14 protein-coding genes are annotated in these 13,783 nt (G+C 67.1%); 8 read left to right on the plus strand and 6 right to left on the minus strand.

Annotated elements, in window-relative coordinates; translation table 11 throughout:
• Window positions 1-11: 11 nt before the first annotated feature.
• Both ACGFYU_RS23065 and ACGFYU_RS23070 read right to left on the minus strand, forming a co-directional pair.
• Window positions 12-902, minus strand: a complete 891-nt coding sequence (locus ACGFYU_RS23065) for a BTAD domain-containing putative transcriptional regulator (RefSeq protein WP_393829192.1) — start codon at window positions 900-902, stop codon at window positions 12-14.
• A 191-nt stretch (window positions 903-1,093) separates the two neighbouring features.
• Window positions 1,094-1,861 (minus strand): glycerophosphodiester phosphodiesterase, encoded by a 768-nt coding sequence (locus ACGFYU_RS23070; RefSeq protein ID WP_393829193.1) that lies wholly within the window; start codon window positions 1,859-1,861, stop codon window positions 1,094-1,096.
• Between the two features lie 52 nt (window positions 1,862-1,913).
• Here ACGFYU_RS23070 and ACGFYU_RS23075 point away from each other — a divergent pair, with 52 nt between their 5' ends.
• The 5 genes from ACGFYU_RS23075 to ACGFYU_RS23095 all read left to right on the plus strand — a co-directional run bounded on the left by ACGFYU_RS23075 (window position 1,914) and on the right by ACGFYU_RS23095 (window position 5,849).
• Window positions 1,914-2,261, plus strand: coding sequence for a hypothetical protein (locus ACGFYU_RS23075; RefSeq protein ID WP_393829194.1), 348 nt, complete (start codon window positions 1,914-1,916; stop codon window positions 2,259-2,261).
• A gap of 40 nt (window positions 2,262-2,301) precedes the next feature.
• Window positions 2,302-2,658, plus strand: coding sequence for a hypothetical protein (locus ACGFYU_RS23080; RefSeq protein ID WP_393829195.1), 357 nt, complete (start codon window positions 2,302-2,304; stop codon window positions 2,656-2,658).
• The gene (locus tag ACGFYU_RS23085; RefSeq protein ID WP_393829196.1) at window positions 2,655-2,906 is read left to right on the plus strand and encodes a hypothetical protein; all 252 of its coding nucleotides are present in this window, start codon (window positions 2,655-2,657) and stop codon (window positions 2,904-2,906) included. The genes ACGFYU_RS23080 and ACGFYU_RS23085 overlap by 4 nt, the downstream gene beginning before the upstream one ends.
• 174 nt (window positions 2,907-3,080) lie before the next feature.
• Window positions 3,081-4,649 (plus strand): recombinase family protein, encoded by a 1,569-nt coding sequence (locus tag ACGFYU_RS23090; RefSeq protein WP_393829197.1) that lies wholly within the window; start codon window positions 3,081-3,083, stop codon window positions 4,647-4,649.
• An 885-nt stretch (window positions 4,650-5,534) separates the two neighbouring features.
• Window positions 5,535-5,849 carry an HNH endonuclease gene (locus ACGFYU_RS23095; protein ID WP_393818629.1) on the plus strand — a complete coding sequence of 105 codons (315 nt, stop codon included), beginning with the start codon at window positions 5,535-5,537 and terminating at the stop codon, window positions 5,847-5,849.
• Between the two features lie 2,213 nt (window positions 5,850-8,062).
• Here the strand turns inward: ACGFYU_RS23095 and ACGFYU_RS23100 are convergent.
• From ACGFYU_RS23100 to ACGFYU_RS23115, 4 genes are all read right to left on the minus strand, one after another.
• Window positions 8,063-8,905, minus strand: a complete 843-nt coding sequence (locus ACGFYU_RS23100) for a helix-turn-helix domain-containing protein (protein ID WP_393818607.1) — start codon at window positions 8,903-8,905, stop codon at window positions 8,063-8,065.
• Window positions 8,895-9,419 (minus strand): DUF6879 family protein, encoded by a 525-nt coding sequence (locus ACGFYU_RS23105; protein ID WP_393818608.1) that lies wholly within the window; start codon window positions 9,417-9,419, stop codon window positions 8,895-8,897. The genes ACGFYU_RS23100 and ACGFYU_RS23105 overlap by 11 nt, the downstream gene beginning before the upstream one ends.
• Window positions 9,403-9,609, minus strand: a complete 207-nt coding sequence (locus tag ACGFYU_RS23110) for a hypothetical protein (protein WP_381223770.1) — start codon at window positions 9,607-9,609, stop codon at window positions 9,403-9,405. Before ACGFYU_RS23110 ends, ACGFYU_RS23105 begins: the two co-directional genes overlap by 17 nt.
• A 225-nt stretch (window positions 9,610-9,834) precedes the next feature.
• A complete protein-coding gene (locus ACGFYU_RS23115; RefSeq protein ID WP_393829198.1) occupies window positions 9,835-11,505 on the minus strand; it encodes a fumarate hydratase in 1,671 nt (556 codons plus the stop codon).
• Between the two features lie 171 nt (window positions 11,506-11,676).
• Between ACGFYU_RS23115 and ACGFYU_RS23120 the strand changes: the two genes are divergently transcribed.
• The 3 genes from ACGFYU_RS23120 to ACGFYU_RS23130 all read left to right on the plus strand — a co-directional run bounded on the left by ACGFYU_RS23120 (window position 11,677) and on the right by ACGFYU_RS23130 (window position 13,502).
• On the plus strand, window positions 11,677-12,327 hold the full coding sequence (locus tag ACGFYU_RS23120; RefSeq protein ID WP_393829199.1) for a DUF1707 domain-containing protein: 651 nt from the start codon (window positions 11,677-11,679) through the stop codon (window positions 12,325-12,327).
• A 62-nt stretch (window positions 12,328-12,389) separates the two neighbouring features.
• On the plus strand, window positions 12,390-12,989 hold the full coding sequence (locus ACGFYU_RS23125) for a TIGR03086 family metal-binding protein (protein WP_393829200.1): 600 nt from the start codon (window positions 12,390-12,392) through the stop codon (window positions 12,987-12,989).
• A 123-nt stretch (window positions 12,990-13,112) separates the two neighbouring features.
• Entirely contained in the window at window positions 13,113-13,502 is a 390-nt protein-coding gene (locus tag ACGFYU_RS23130; RefSeq protein ID WP_393829201.1) for a WhiB family transcriptional regulator, read from the plus strand.
• The last annotated feature ends 281 nt before the right edge of the window (window positions 13,503-13,783 follow it).

Raw genomic sequence — 13,783 nt, forward strand, 5'->3', positions numbered from 1 at the left:
CGGCCGGGGGCTCAGCATCCGGCCGGCTGGAGGAGCAGTGTCCGGCGACATCGGCCGTGCTCCTGGCCGGTCGGGCGCAACCCGCCCAGCAGGGCCTTCTGTACGGCCTGCAGACCGGGCCCGGGCTCGATCCCGACGTCCTCGACGACGACGCGCCGGACGCGGGCGTACGCGTCGAGGGCCTCGGCCCGCCGCCCGGTGGCGGCCAGGGCCAGCATCAGCTGCTCGTGGAACGCCTCCCTGAGCGGATGGCGGGCGCACAGCTCGGCCAGCTCGCCGATCACCTCCTGGGACCGGCCCGCGCAGATGTCGGCGCCGATCCGGTCGTGGACCAGCGCGAGGCGTTCCTCCTCCAGCCTGACCGCGTAGTACGCCGGCAGGCGCGCGGGCCCCAGGTCGGCCAGCGGCCGGCCGCGCCACATCGCGAGTGCCGCGGAGAAGGCCTCGCTCGCCGCGCCGCAGTCGCCCGCGGCCAGCCGGCTGCGGCCGAGCGCGGCCCCGGCGCGGGAGCGGTCCAGGTCCAACTCGCCCGGTGCCACGTGCAGTACGTAGCCGGAGCCGTCCGTGCGCAGGACCGGGTGGCGGCGCGGGTCGCCACCCGCGCTGCCGTGTCCCGGGTCCAGCGTCCGGCGCAGCCCGGACACGTACATCTGCAGGGTCGCCTGGGCGGATCTGGGCGGATGCCCGTCCCACAACTCCTCGATCAGCATGTCCGCGGAGGCCAGCCGGTTGGCCTGCAGCAGCAGGATCGCGAGCAGGGCGCGGCGCTTGGGCTGGCTCGGGGTGCACACCGCGCCCGCGCGGCGCACCTCCAGAGGCCCGAGGACGAGGTAGCCCCGCCCGCCCTCGTCGCCGCCGGCCGGACGTCCTCCCTCGTGCTGTGTATCCGTGCCTGTAGCCATGCCCCGGTCACCCTCGCCCGCGCCACGGCGCCGGTGAGCGCCTGTTCCGTCGTCGGCCAACGGCATGCCCGTGGGCGAATCCCCCCGCTCTGCACGCCACGGCATACGTTCGGGCTTCACGGGCCCTGTGTCACGGGCGCGAATCAGTCAATGACGTACGGTGACCCGAGGTACTTCCCGGGGCCCGGGTGTCACATGTCGTCCAGCAGCTTGCGCACGTCCCGCGGCCGGTTGGTGATGAGCGTGTCCACGCCGAGCCGCACGCACAGCTCCACGTCCTCTGGCTCGTCCACGGTCCACACCCGCACGGCCAGCCCCTTGGCCTTGAGCCGGCCCACCAGCCCCGGATCCCTCCGTACGAGCTCGATCCCCGGCCCCGCATGCGTCGCGAACGGCGGCCGCACCGGCCGGAGCCAGCGCTCGATCAGGAACACGGTCGGCAGCCCCGGCGCGAGGCGGTGCATCCGCGTCAGCGCGTTGCGCGAAAAACTCATCACCTCGACGAGCCCGCTCGCCCCGTCGGCCAGCCCGTACCGGCGCAGCATCCGCGCCAGCTCGACCTCCAGCCGCCCGCCCGCCCGCGTCGGGTGCTTGGTCTCCACAGCGAGCCCGACCGGCCGGGGCGCGGCCAGCGCCTCCTTGAGCAGGTCCTCGAACAGCAGCACCCGCGCCCCGCGGTGCTCCTCGCCCTTCCACCGCCCGAAGTCGAGCGCGGCGAGCTCCGCGTACGTCATCTCGGAGACGACCCCGCGCCCGTCGGAGGTCCGCTCCACCCGCCGGTCGTGCACGCACACCAGCTTCCGGTCGGCGGTGAGCCGCACGTCGCACTCGAGCGCGTCGGCACCGTCGGCGATGGCCTGGCGGTATGCGGCCATGGTGTGCTCGGGGTGCTCGTGGGAGGCCCCACGGTGGGCGACCACGCGGATGTCGCGGGCGGAGGGGAACGGCGTGTGGGTCATGCCCAGACGTTATCCGGAGGCGGTGTCCAGGCGGTTACCGCATCATTCACGGATGGTCGAACTCGGGACGACACACTGCGGGCCCTGTCCGTCCTGCCGCTACGAGGCAGGGCAGCGCGTCGTGAACGGCCGGCTGCGCTGGGACGAGAACGAGTACTGCGCCGCGACCGGCATCGAGGCCTGTGGCGGGGGCTGGGGCCCGCCGCCGCCCTGGGTCCGCGAGCGGATCGTCGCGGAGGAAGGCACCGTCCGCCTCCCCGTGGGCGGCCCGGGCGGCCTGCGGTTGAAGGCCGTCCGGGAGCTGTACGGCCTCACGCTCCCGGAGCTGATCGAGGCGCGGGAGCACGGCATCGAGGCCACCCCGGTCGAGGCGCGGCTGCTGAGGAACCTCTCCCAGTGAGGAATGGATACGTTGACCGGGGCGCCCCTTGGAAGACACCGTGACCACTCAGCCGGACCACGGCGCGGAGCTGATCCCGCGCCCCGAGCGCACGCCCGAGGCGGTACGTGTCGCCGTCGCCCGCATGGCCCCGCACCGCCTCGCGGAGCTGGAGCAGCACAAGGAGAACGCGCTGGCCGCCGCCATCCGCAGCGGGAAGGTCGGGCACCTCACACACTGGCTCGACTGGTGGATGCGAGAGGTGGAGATCGAACGGCGTCCGGACCTCTTCACACGTCGCAATGACGCCCTGACCGCTCTTCACCGCACCACCGACAAGGATGATCCGGCCTTCCGCCCCGCCATGGACGAACTGGCCGCGATCGAGGCCGAGGCCGAGCGAGCGGTGGGCGTGTGACCTGGCGGTGGGAGTACGACCCCGACGAGGAGTACGTGACCGGAGGTGCCCCGCCGGCATTCGTAGCTGGAGTGGAGAAAGCCGCAGACGAGCTCGGTCGAGCAGCGGCCGCGCTCTACCTCGACGGCACCGCTTACCGCGAGATGGGTCCGAAGGGTGCCGTCATGAACCTTGACGACGGCATGTTCGTCTACCTGATCATCCCCGGGAGCGAGTGCGTGTACATCCGGCAGGTCACCTACCTGTAGCGGTCCCTCGCACGCGGACCGGCAAGGGCCCTCCGGTGGGCGGAGGGCCCCATGGGCAGGCGCTACAGGCCCGGGCCGCGTACCGGGATGTGGGTGAACGTCGGCTCCGGGGCCGGGTTCTGGAAGAAGTCGTTCGGCTTGTTCTGCTCACGGGAACTCCCGTAGCATCCGTCCGTGATCACGCATCCGAGGGTCCTCGGGAACATTCGCCTGTCCATCCTGAAGGACGACACCACCAGCCCCGAGAAGCAGCGGCACGCCGTCGAGCACTGGGCGGCCGGGCCTGCCGTAGGCGGCCGGATAGTCGGTTGGGCTGAAGACCTGGACGTCTCTGGGGCCATGCACCCGTTCAAGCGCCCGAGCCTCGGCCCCTGGTTCGCAGAGCGGGCCGACGAGTGGGACGTCTTGGCTGTGTGGAAGCTGGACCGGCTCAGCCGGAAGGCTGGCCACTTCGCGGAAATCTTCGAGTGGTGCCAGCAGCACGGTAAATCCATCGTTTCCGTGACCGAGGGCATCGACATGAGCACCCCTATGGGGAAGATGTTCGCTCAAATCATCGCAGCCTTCGCCGAGGGCGAGCTGGACACCATTCGCGCCCGTGCCCTCTCCGGTTCGGCTGCTCGAAAAGCCAAGGGTGTTTGGATTGGCGGCGTTGAGCCGTACGGTTACCACTTTGAGCGGCAGGAAGGTGGAGGAAAGAAGCTCGTCCAAGATCCCGGTTATGCGGAGCTGTTTCGCGAAATAGTGGAACGCTTGAAGGGTGACTGGTCCTCCTACAAAATTGCCGTTGATCTCAATAAGCGTGGCGTCCCTACCTGGCGGGATCACCTCCGAATCGTGAAGAGCGAGGAACCGAGGGGTGTTGCGTGGACGGCGAACGCCATTCGCGCCATCGTCATGAATCCTACGGTGGCAGGGATCTATACGCACAAGGGTGAGAACGTTGTAGACGAGAACGGCGAGAGCGTTCGGATCACCGATAGTCCCTTGATGGATTTCGCCGATTGGTCAGAGTTTGTGGCCGCCCTGAAGAGTGACCGCCCTGTTCGGCGGGCTACTCCTTCGCGTTCGATGCTCGGCGGTGTGGCTGCTTGCCAGAGCTGTGGTTCTCGGATGTCTTCCAATAAGAAGGTGAAGGCGAACGGAACTGTCCACCACTACTACGGTTGCAACAACGTCAACACCGGTACCTGCCCCAGCCCCAACCGCATCCGCCGAGACGACCTCGATACTGCTGTCGGGTCGTTCATAAACGTGACGCTCGGGCCGCTACCCGTTATGGAGAGGGCCGGAAATTCGATCAGTCAGGCCAAGGTGGAGCTTGCCGAGGCCGAGGCGATTCTCGATCGACTGGAAGCTGACTACCTTGCTGGACGCCTGAAGTCGGATGTCCAGGTTGAGCGGTACTGGGGCCAGCACGGATTCCAGTCGTCCAAGGTCGAGCGGCTGAGGGAAGAAATCAAGGCTGCCGAGGATGCTCCGGCCTGGAAGGCGACGGGGCGCACGTACTCGGAGGAGTGGGCCGCCAAGGACGACGAGCAGAAGCGCGTATTCCTGCAACGGCACAGGATCGCCGTGACTGTTGGAAGTACGGAGGACGGCTCTCGCCGTGTGCTCGTCCGGGTGCCTGAAGTGGCTGAGATCGCCGAGGAAACCGGCCTTCATATCCCCGACGGATACGAATGGGTCGCTCCCGAAGCTGAGTTCATCCTTCCGGCGCGGAAGGCGTACAAGCGAAGCTAGCAAGCGCTAACCCCCGGCCCCCGTTGCGTGCAAACGCAGCGGGGGCCTCTTCATGCCCACTCCTGGAAACCGCCACCCCGCCCGGGGTACAACTCAGCTATTGCTGAACCCGCTAGGACGCCAACGCGTCCAGAGACCCAAGGACCCTGATTGATTGGCTTTGGACCCGGCGCCCCGTGGGGGGCGGTCTCTCAGCTCGACTGCCGGGCGAAAGCCCGAGACCCCCGGATACGTCCGCTGGCGTTCCGTGTGTACTTCGCTGCCCTCGGCTGGGGAAACCGTCTGGGACACGCTGAGTTCGCCGAGGGCGCCCTAGCGTCCGTCCTGGGTGCCGAGGGCGCCCCACTGACCAAGCAGGCCGTACAGAAGGGCGTGACGGCCGCGAAGGGCCTCGGCCTGCTGGCCCCGGACTCGGGGGCGCGCTGCCTGGTGCTGCCTGGGTACCACTTCCAGAAGAGCGGCCTTGGTGCGGCATCCTGCCGAGTGCACTCGCTGCGTACCGCTGCATAACCTGCCGAGGGTTACCCGGTCACCCGCACAGGGTTACCGATTCTTCTCTGACCTGCGAGAACGTTCACGCCCTCTCTATCTCTTTAGTCACTCCCCTGGCCGAACAACGGGAGGCCAGGACACCAGCAACAAACAACGCCCTGGCGGTCGAGCCAGGGCTGTTCAACGAGTAGCCAATAGCGGGGGCACCCTCGGCGGGGTGCCCTTTCTGTTTCTAGTAGCAAGTGGCGCCCCTCGAAAGGGCGCCTTCTGCCGAGCCATCAGCCTCGGCCGGCCAGGGCCGAGGGATTGGGTTCGCTCGCTCACCCATCTCTGTGCGGCAGCCGCCAAGGCTGCCTCCACCAATACAGAAAGGGGGTGCCCATGCCTTACAGCATGTGCGCCCGTCACAAGAAATTGCACCCGCTCGGGGAGCGGTGTCCTCTCTGCCCGGCCAGCGGGCAGAGAAGGTATCCGAGTAAGAACACCCGCGTAGCGGGCAGGTATGACTATCAGTGGGTGAAGGCCAGGGCCGAAGCCATTCGCCTTCAGCCGTGGTGTTCCTTCTGTTGCAGCAGCAGCGATCTCACGGGAGATCACATACAGCCGTTGGCCGAGGGCGGTACGAATACGCCCGAGAACATCCGTGTTCTCTGCCGTTCCTGCAACACGCGACGGGAGAACGACCGGCGCAAAGGTAGGCACTACTGATGCTTTCCAAAAGGGTGCACCCCCTTGGCGGGGGAGCTCAGCCGACCGAGGAATGGCCTAGGCGGCCCGCAGAGGCTGCAAGGGCTCGGCTTCCAATCAACTCCTCTCTACCACTCTCCCAAGTCCTCTAGCGGCCGTGTAAGGCCGCACGGATGCCTTCATCAGCCCCCGGGGGTCTTCCAAAGTCTGAGGCTGACTCCTTCTGCACCCGCCGCCTTCCCTCGGCTGGAGTGCGCGGGGGTTGGCCTGAGTTCGTGGGAATTCTGACTCGAAAGGCCGCTACGGGTTGAAATACACCACGGCTTTCGGGGCACTCTTAGGCAAACTACCCGCTACGCGGCGGGGACCTCCTGGAATCGGTAGATACTCATGCTTGCCGCCTTTTAGGATTTCGAGATCGGCGGTCCACTCGTAAACCGTGCCCGGTGAGCCCTCGACCGAAACTTGCAAGTCGAACTCGGCTGCTTCCCCTTTCGTTAGATTCACACTCGGGCTCTTTAGCTCTTTCCCGTCTTCTTGGAAGATCTTCGTCTTGGACGATTGGGGGCCGAGTGTGACGTCCAGGGTGCGCCGCTCATACTCGCCCAGTCCCCCCGGTGGGCAGCTAGATACCGCTGTACTCATCTGTGGTGCCGTACTGACTTTACGCATGTGAGTGCGGACACTAATCACAGCAACAGAATCTGTCCGTTCGGTTGTGAGCACAAACCCTAAGTAGTTCGTAGTCGGGACGCTTTGCTTCGACGTCAGCCATGCAGATAGTTCAGCTGAGCAGCTATGTTCTTTGATGTTGGCCGGAACAGCCTCGATCGAACTGACTGTGTAGGGAGAAACCCAGTTGTCCGGCTCCCTTTGAGACTGCGGCACGAAGACGTGAGGCTGTACGTTGCGAGGCCATTTGTCCTGTGGCCAAAGAGAGGCCGCAGTGAGAGCACCTACAAGGGCTCCCAACCCTGTCATGAATAGCGACCAGAGGACCATCCCTACGGGCAGCAGACGCTTTAGTCTTCCCAGCAGCGTATGAGTAGTCACGCGTCCAGACTGGACCAGGTCGAGGATCCTGTCTTCCGCTATTCGTCCGTTCGGGTGCACTACTGCCTGCCCGACTGCTCGGATTGTTGATTAGCGTCGGGTTACGTGTGTGATTCCGGGGCGCGTAACGGGGTCTATAGCTAGTGCAAGAAAGAGCTTCGATGCCCTTCGGGATCGAGGGCGGGTAAGGCACGCGCGGGGCGGTGTCGAGCAGTGGCGGCCCGGTTTCCGGGTTCCTTCAATGCGCGTGGAACCGGACCGTTTCGCATGCCGAAATATGCGCCCCGTCATTCCTCGAAGGAGACACAAGATGACTAGCACTGTCACTTTGCGATGTTGGACATGCGAGCGTGAGTTCACCACAGCCTTTGGCCCTGGTCGACCTCCTCGGCGCTGCTCAGATGACTGCCGCGCACTCGCGCGCAAGGTTCGACGTCGAATCCAGTACACGAAAACGGCCGAAGTTCAACGCATGGCGCATATGTCGCTGTCCTGAGAGCCACTTCTATTCCGCCCTAATTCTAAGCCGCCTAAGAGGGCGGGAATGGCCTCTCTTAGCGCCGTCTTCCATTCCTGCGCTTCCCTCGCTGCCACGATGCGGGCGAATCCCGCCCGCAGCGCTTCCTGTTGGGCCGGGTCGAAGATGCAGCAGGAACGGGGTTCTTCGCTTGCCCTCACATCGCTCACGCCTCGGTCACCACTTCGACTCGATGAACAAGGGCGATGTCCCAGAACCCCCGCAGAAAACGACCGTGACCGGCGTTCAGGCCCGTGTGCGTCATGCACTGCCTGTCGACCTCGGCCACATCGGGGCCGGGCGTGGCAGCCCAACCGCATCCCGGATGCAGGCAACTTGCAGCCACATTGGGGGCCGTTTCGGGGTCTCTGATGATCCGGTGTTCTGTGTGCCGGATGACTGAGCGCGTCATCGGCGCGTCCCGTCCGCGTTCACGCACCGGGTGTGCCAGTAGGCGACTTTCGGCGGGCCGTCCTTCTGGCCGAGCATTCCCCGCCGGGCGAGCTGGTCAAGGGGGATAGGCGTGCTGCACGACGGACACGTCTCGCGCTTCTCCGTGTACGTCGCGTACTCGAACGTGTCCGCCCTGGTTACCATTGCGCACCCCTCGCCACTCCGGGAATCGACAACCAATGATCCCGTGGGCAGCGCAGCGAGCCGAGACTTATTCGCGTTGTCGGGTAAAGAGCGTTGACCAGTCGGACAGCAGTCGCCGCAGGTCGTCCCCGAACACGGCGTATGCCGCGTACCTTTCGAAGTCCTCTCGATACGCTTCCACGTCTCGATGGTCGCGCAGAATGAGTGCGCCAGTGCCGGTTTCCACTGTGGCTAGCCGTCGGTCATAGACCGTGAAGGTATTCAAGGGCCGCTCGGGAATGTGCCCATCCAACGGAATCACGCCTAGTCGTACGTTCGGAATGCGCGAGATGGAAGCTAGCCAGTCTAGTTGCATTGCCATGCCGAGGGGTGGGAGGAGTGGCCACTTAACGGCCTGTTCCGTGAGTAGGAACGTAAAGGACTTTGACGAGTCCCGCAGGATGCTTTGGCGTTCGAGCTTCTTCGCCACAATCTTGGATTGATCGCCGGAGACATCGGCGATGCTTGCGCGTACGTACTCGGGCGTGGCTAGCAAGCCGGTAATCATGGAGAGCAGAAAGAATCGGAACTCCGTCGACGCTGCTTCGAGTCGCGCCAACTCGTTCTGTTTTTTGTCGAGCCCTCGGCGACGCGAAGACCAGTGGTCTTGCCACTCGGTGTTTGCCGTGCGGGCCAGCGACAGCAGTTGTTCTGCTATCGGTCCGCCGGCTTCGAGTGCTTCTAGGATCAGCTCCACATCGACAATTGCAGGTGTGAGCTTTCCACTCTCGATGTTGCTGATCTTTGTTTGCGACATGTTGCAGTGGCGGGCGAGCCAGGTCTGTGTCTTCCCGGCTCGCTTCCGCAGCATACGCATAGCTTCGGCTAGGTCTGACCTGGACTGGCCTAGCCGGTCAGGCTCAAGCGTCAAGGCCCTTCACGTACTCCTCGAAGGGCACCGACTCGCTGACCGCGATTCGCTGGTACTCGACGAACGGGGACACGTCCCCTTCGAATACCTCGCGGCTGATCTGTCGCCCATCTGCGTAGTAGTTCATCAACACGACCTCGGCGCGGTCGAACAACCAGAAGTCCTGAAGCCCTCGAAGGGGATTCTCTCGGTCGGTTACGTCGAGAATTCGGATCTGCTCACCTGCCAGGGCGTGCGGGGCGTAGTACTGAGAGAACTCGAATCGCAGGTAATCCGAGAGTGGGCGGGTCACGATGTGCACACGCCCCTGTGAGCGCCCTTCGGCCACCTGTCGCGCTAGGCGGTCGGTGTACTCGTTTGAGACGCTCCCGGGGTCGACACGGGCCCCGGCTTTGAATGCCGCGAACTCTTCTGCTTCTTGCGGCATGAGGTACTGGGGGAGCGTCTCAAGCCTCCAGGCTTCCTGCTGGAAGTCTCGGAATTTTGCCTGCCAGGCTTCACCATCCAAGAGCACGAACGGCCTCCCGCAGCACGCTTTCCGGGATCTCCACAAGCCCTTCCCCCTGCGGCGGCTGGAAGAAGTTGGACACGTCGCCCTGGACTACGAACGAGCCGCTGGCCGTGCGGTAGACGTTCGGGCAGTCGTCCTTGCCACAAGTGCCGTTGCCGTTGCCGGTGAGCCGGGTCAGTTCCTCGCGTGCCATGCTGAAACCCCCTTGTCCTGGCCCCGGTTGGGGCCGCCGGAACGACGCTACGAGGGTTGCTCGCGGGCGTCTATGCGGCATCGCCAATATTCGCGTTGTCGGGTAGACGATCTACGTTGGCGCTCGCGCGGCCCAAGGCGGCCCCTGGGGGCGGGGAGAGGTGGCACGGCAAGAGCCCCCGGCGGTTGGTCGCCAGGGGCTCTCTGGGGGCGGGGGAGTGCCGCGTTATGCCAGGCCGGGACCGCGCACCGGGATGCTGGTGAACGTCGGCTGCTCGGGTTCACGCGAGGTGAAGAAGTCGTTGCCCTTGTCGTCGACCACGATGAAGGCCGGGAAGTCCTCGACCTCGATCTTCCAGACCGCCTCCATGCCGAGCTCCTCGTACTCCAGGACCTCGACCTTCTTGATGCAGTCCTGGGCCAGCCGCGCCGCCGGGCCGCCGATCGAGCCCAGGTAGAAGCCGCCGTGCGTGCCGCACGCGTCGGTGACCTGCTGCGAGCGGTTGCCCTTGGCCAGCATGACCTTGGAGCCGCCCGCCGCCTGGAACTGCTCCACGTACGAGTCCATGCGGCCGGCCGTGGTCGGGCCGAAGGAGCCGGAGGCGTAGCCCTCGGGGGTCTTCGCGGGGCCGGCGTAGTAGACCGGGTGGTCCTTCAGGTACTGGGGCATCTCCGCGCCCGAGTCCAGCAGTTCCTTGATCTTGGCGTGCGCGATGTCGCGCGCCACGACCAGCGGGCCGGTCAGGGACAGGCGGGTCTTCACCGGGTGCCGGGTGAGGGTGGCGAGGATGTCGTCCATCGGCTGGGTCAGGTCGATCTTGACCACGTCCGCCGACTCGTCCAGGTGCGCGTCCGTCGTGTCCGGCAGGAAGCGTGCCGGGTCCGTCTCCAGCTGCTCCAGGAAGACGCCCTCGGCGGTGATCTTCGCGACCGCCTGGCGGTCCGCCGAGCAGGACACGGCGATCGCGACCGGGAGGGAGGCGCCGTGGCGGGGGAGGCGGACCACGCGGACGTCGTGGCAGAAGTACTTGCCGCCGAACTGCGCGCCGATGCCGATCTTCTGGGTCAGCTCGAAGACCTGCTGCTCCAGGTCGAGGTCGCGGAAGCCGTGGCCCAGGGCGGAGCCCTCGGTGGGGAGCTCGTCCAGGTAGTGCGCCGAGGCGTACTTGGCGGTCTTCAGCGCGTGCTCGGCCGAGGTGCCGCCGACCACGATCGCCAGGTGGTAGGGCGGGCAGGCCGCCGTACCGAGCGAGCGGATCTTCTCCTCCAGGAACTTCATCATGGAGGCCTCGTTGAGGACCGCCTTGGTCTCCTGGTAGAGGAAGGACTTGTTGGCGGAGCCGCCGCCCTTGGCCATGAAGAGGAACTTGTACGCGCCGCCGTCGGTCGCGTACAGCTCGATCTGCGCGGGCAGGTTCGAGCCGGTGTTCTTCTCCTCCCACATGGTGATCGGGGCCATCTGGGAGTAGCGCAGGTTCAGGCGCGTGTACGCGTCGTAGATGCCGCGCGAGAGGGCCGCCTCGTCGGCGCCCTCCGTCAGGACGTTCTGGCCACGCTTGCCCATAACGATCGCCGTGCCCGTGTCCTGGCACATCGGCAGGACGCCGGCCGCCGCGATGTTCGCGTTCTTCAGGAGGTCGAGGGCGACGAACTTGTCGTTCGAGGAGGCCTCGGGGTCGTCGATGATGCGGCGCAGCTGCGCGAGGTGCGCGGGGCGCAGGAAGTGCTGGATGTCGTGGATGGCCTCTTCGGCCAGCTTGCGCAGCGCCTCGGGCTCGACCTTGAGGAACGTACGGCCGTCCGCCTCGAAGGTGGACACGCCCTCGGCGGTCACCAGCCGGTAGGGGGTGGTGTCCTCGCCCAGGGGCAGCAGGTCGGTGTACGCAAACTCTGGCATGACGGCAGTCATTCCTCACTCGGCAGACAGCACTGGCGACCAATTGGCAGCGCGGTCATCCAGCGTAGAACCTCTCGACGCGGCCGTGGTTGTGAGGTAAGGCTCACTCGGGGCGCGCTCCGCTCCACTCAGGAGTATCGCGATCTATCGTGTCTCGCTATGCTGGGTCCCGTGGACCTGGAAAAGCACCCCGCCGCCCCTGCCGCCGCCGCGCAGCTGCGCGCCTCCGACGCCGACCGGGACCGGATCGCGCAGATCCTGGCCGACGCCCTCGCGGAGGGCCGGCTGACCGCCGAGGAGCACTCCGAGCGCCTGGACTCGCTCTACGCCCTCAAGACGGTGGGCGAGCTGGAAGTCCTCGTACGGGACCTGCCCGCGCCCGGCGGCGTCCATGCCTCACCCGCGTACGCGACTCCCGGCCCCGGCGGGCCCGTCGAGAACGTCGTCGCCGTGTGCAGCAGCTCCGCCCGCAAGGGCCGCTGGCGCCCCGGCGCGCACACCCGCGCGGTCTCGGTCATGGGCGACATCACCATCGACCTCACCGAGGCGGTCTTCGAGCAGCAGGTCACCGAGATCAACGTGACCTGCGTCCTCGGGAACGTCGAGGTCCTGGTCCCGGAGAACGTCACCCTGCGGGGCTACGGCAGCGGCGTCCTCGGCAACTTCGAGGTGCGCGGCGAGGGCCGGGGCGAGACCGATCCGCAGGCCCCGGTGGTGATCGTCCGCGGCTTCGCCCTGCTCGGCAACATCGAGGCCCGGCCCAGGTTCGGCGCCCGCCTGGTCGACCTGGCGCTCAAGCTGCGCAAGCGCCTGGACGGCTGACGCCCGCGCCAATCGGCCCTGCTCCGACGGTATTTGGCCGAAGTACTTCTAGGATCCGGCCCATGACCGCATCCAAGTGGGACCTGCTCGACCACGCACACGAAGCCCTGCGCATCGCCGTCATCGGCGTACCCGCGGATGCCTGGGACCGCCCGACGCCGTGCGAGCAGTGGAACGTCACCCAGGTGTTCCAGCACGCGGCCGGCGACCAGCTCGCCTACGCCGCCCGCCTCACCGACGGCCCCGGTCCTTCCGAGGACCCCTTCGCGCCCTCCGGCACGCTGGTGGGGCCCCCGGCGCAGCTGCTGGAGCCGGCGCTCGCGGCCGCGGTCGAGGCCTTCGCCGGGGTCGCGCCCGGGACCGCGGAGGTCGCCGTCCCGCTGCCCCCGTTCGCCGTGTCCGCCGAGACGGCGGTCGGCGCGGCCGCGCTCGACGCGGCGGTGCACGCCTGGGACCTCGCCCTGGCCACCGGCCAGCCGTCCCCGCTGACGGACGCCCTGGCCGCGGCCCTGCGCCCGGCCGCAGACGCCCTCGTCGAACCCCTGCGCGGCTTCGCGTACGGCCCCGCGCTCGCGCCGGCGGCCGGCGCGGCGAGCGGCGACGCGGACGCCCTGCTGGCCTTCCTGGGCCGGGACCCCCGGTGGGCGCCGCCCGGGGCGTGACCGGAGGGGCACGTTTCGGACGAACCCTTGCGGGTCGGTGGCACACAGTGCATAGGGGCGCGCACAGCGGGTAGGGACAGGTGCATCGTCTCTCGCTCGCGTATCCGTCGTCAGGAGTAGACCGTGCCGCATCCGCCGCATCAGTCCCTGCAGGTTGCCGCCATACAGACTCTTCAGGGGCGTCCGGCCGCCGTGCCGAAGCCGCGGGTGCCGGCGCGGGAAGAGGACGGCCCGTGGCACGCGGAGGCGGTCTGCCGCCGCGACGAGGCGGGGCTCTTCTTCGCCCCCTCCAAGGAGCCGACCGCTGCGCGGCTCTCCCGGGAGGAGGCCGCCAAGCGGGTCTGCGCCCGCTGCCCGGTGATGGTCGCCTGCCGGGAGCACGCGCTGCTCCAGCCCGAGCCGTACGGGGTCTGGGGCGGGCTCACCGCCGCCGAGCGGCGGGTGGTCCTGGCCCGCATGCGCCGCCGCTCCGCGGAACGCCCCACCCCGGGCCCCATCGCCGCCGCAGGCTAGACCCGGTGCTCCGCCCCGTACCCCGCGCCTCAATCGCCGGAGGGGCTGGGGCTCTGCCCCGTACCCCGCGCCTCAATCGACGGCGAGGCTGAAGTTGCCGGCCGGGGCTGGGTAGGTGCCGGGTGGGCTGGACGGTGCTGCCGGGGTCAGGCGGTACGGCCGGGGTCAGGCGGTACGGCCGGGGTCGGGGACGGGGTGGGGTGTCGGCCGGGACTAAAACGAGATGAATTCGGCGCGATGGCAGGTCCGACAGAGCCGACCCGGAAAGGGCGCCGAACATC

Origin of the sequence: Streptomyces sp. NPDC048337, from assembly GCF_043201175.1 — a bacterium.
Lineage (GTDB): Bacteria > Actinomycetota > Actinomycetes > Streptomycetales > Streptomycetaceae > Streptomyces.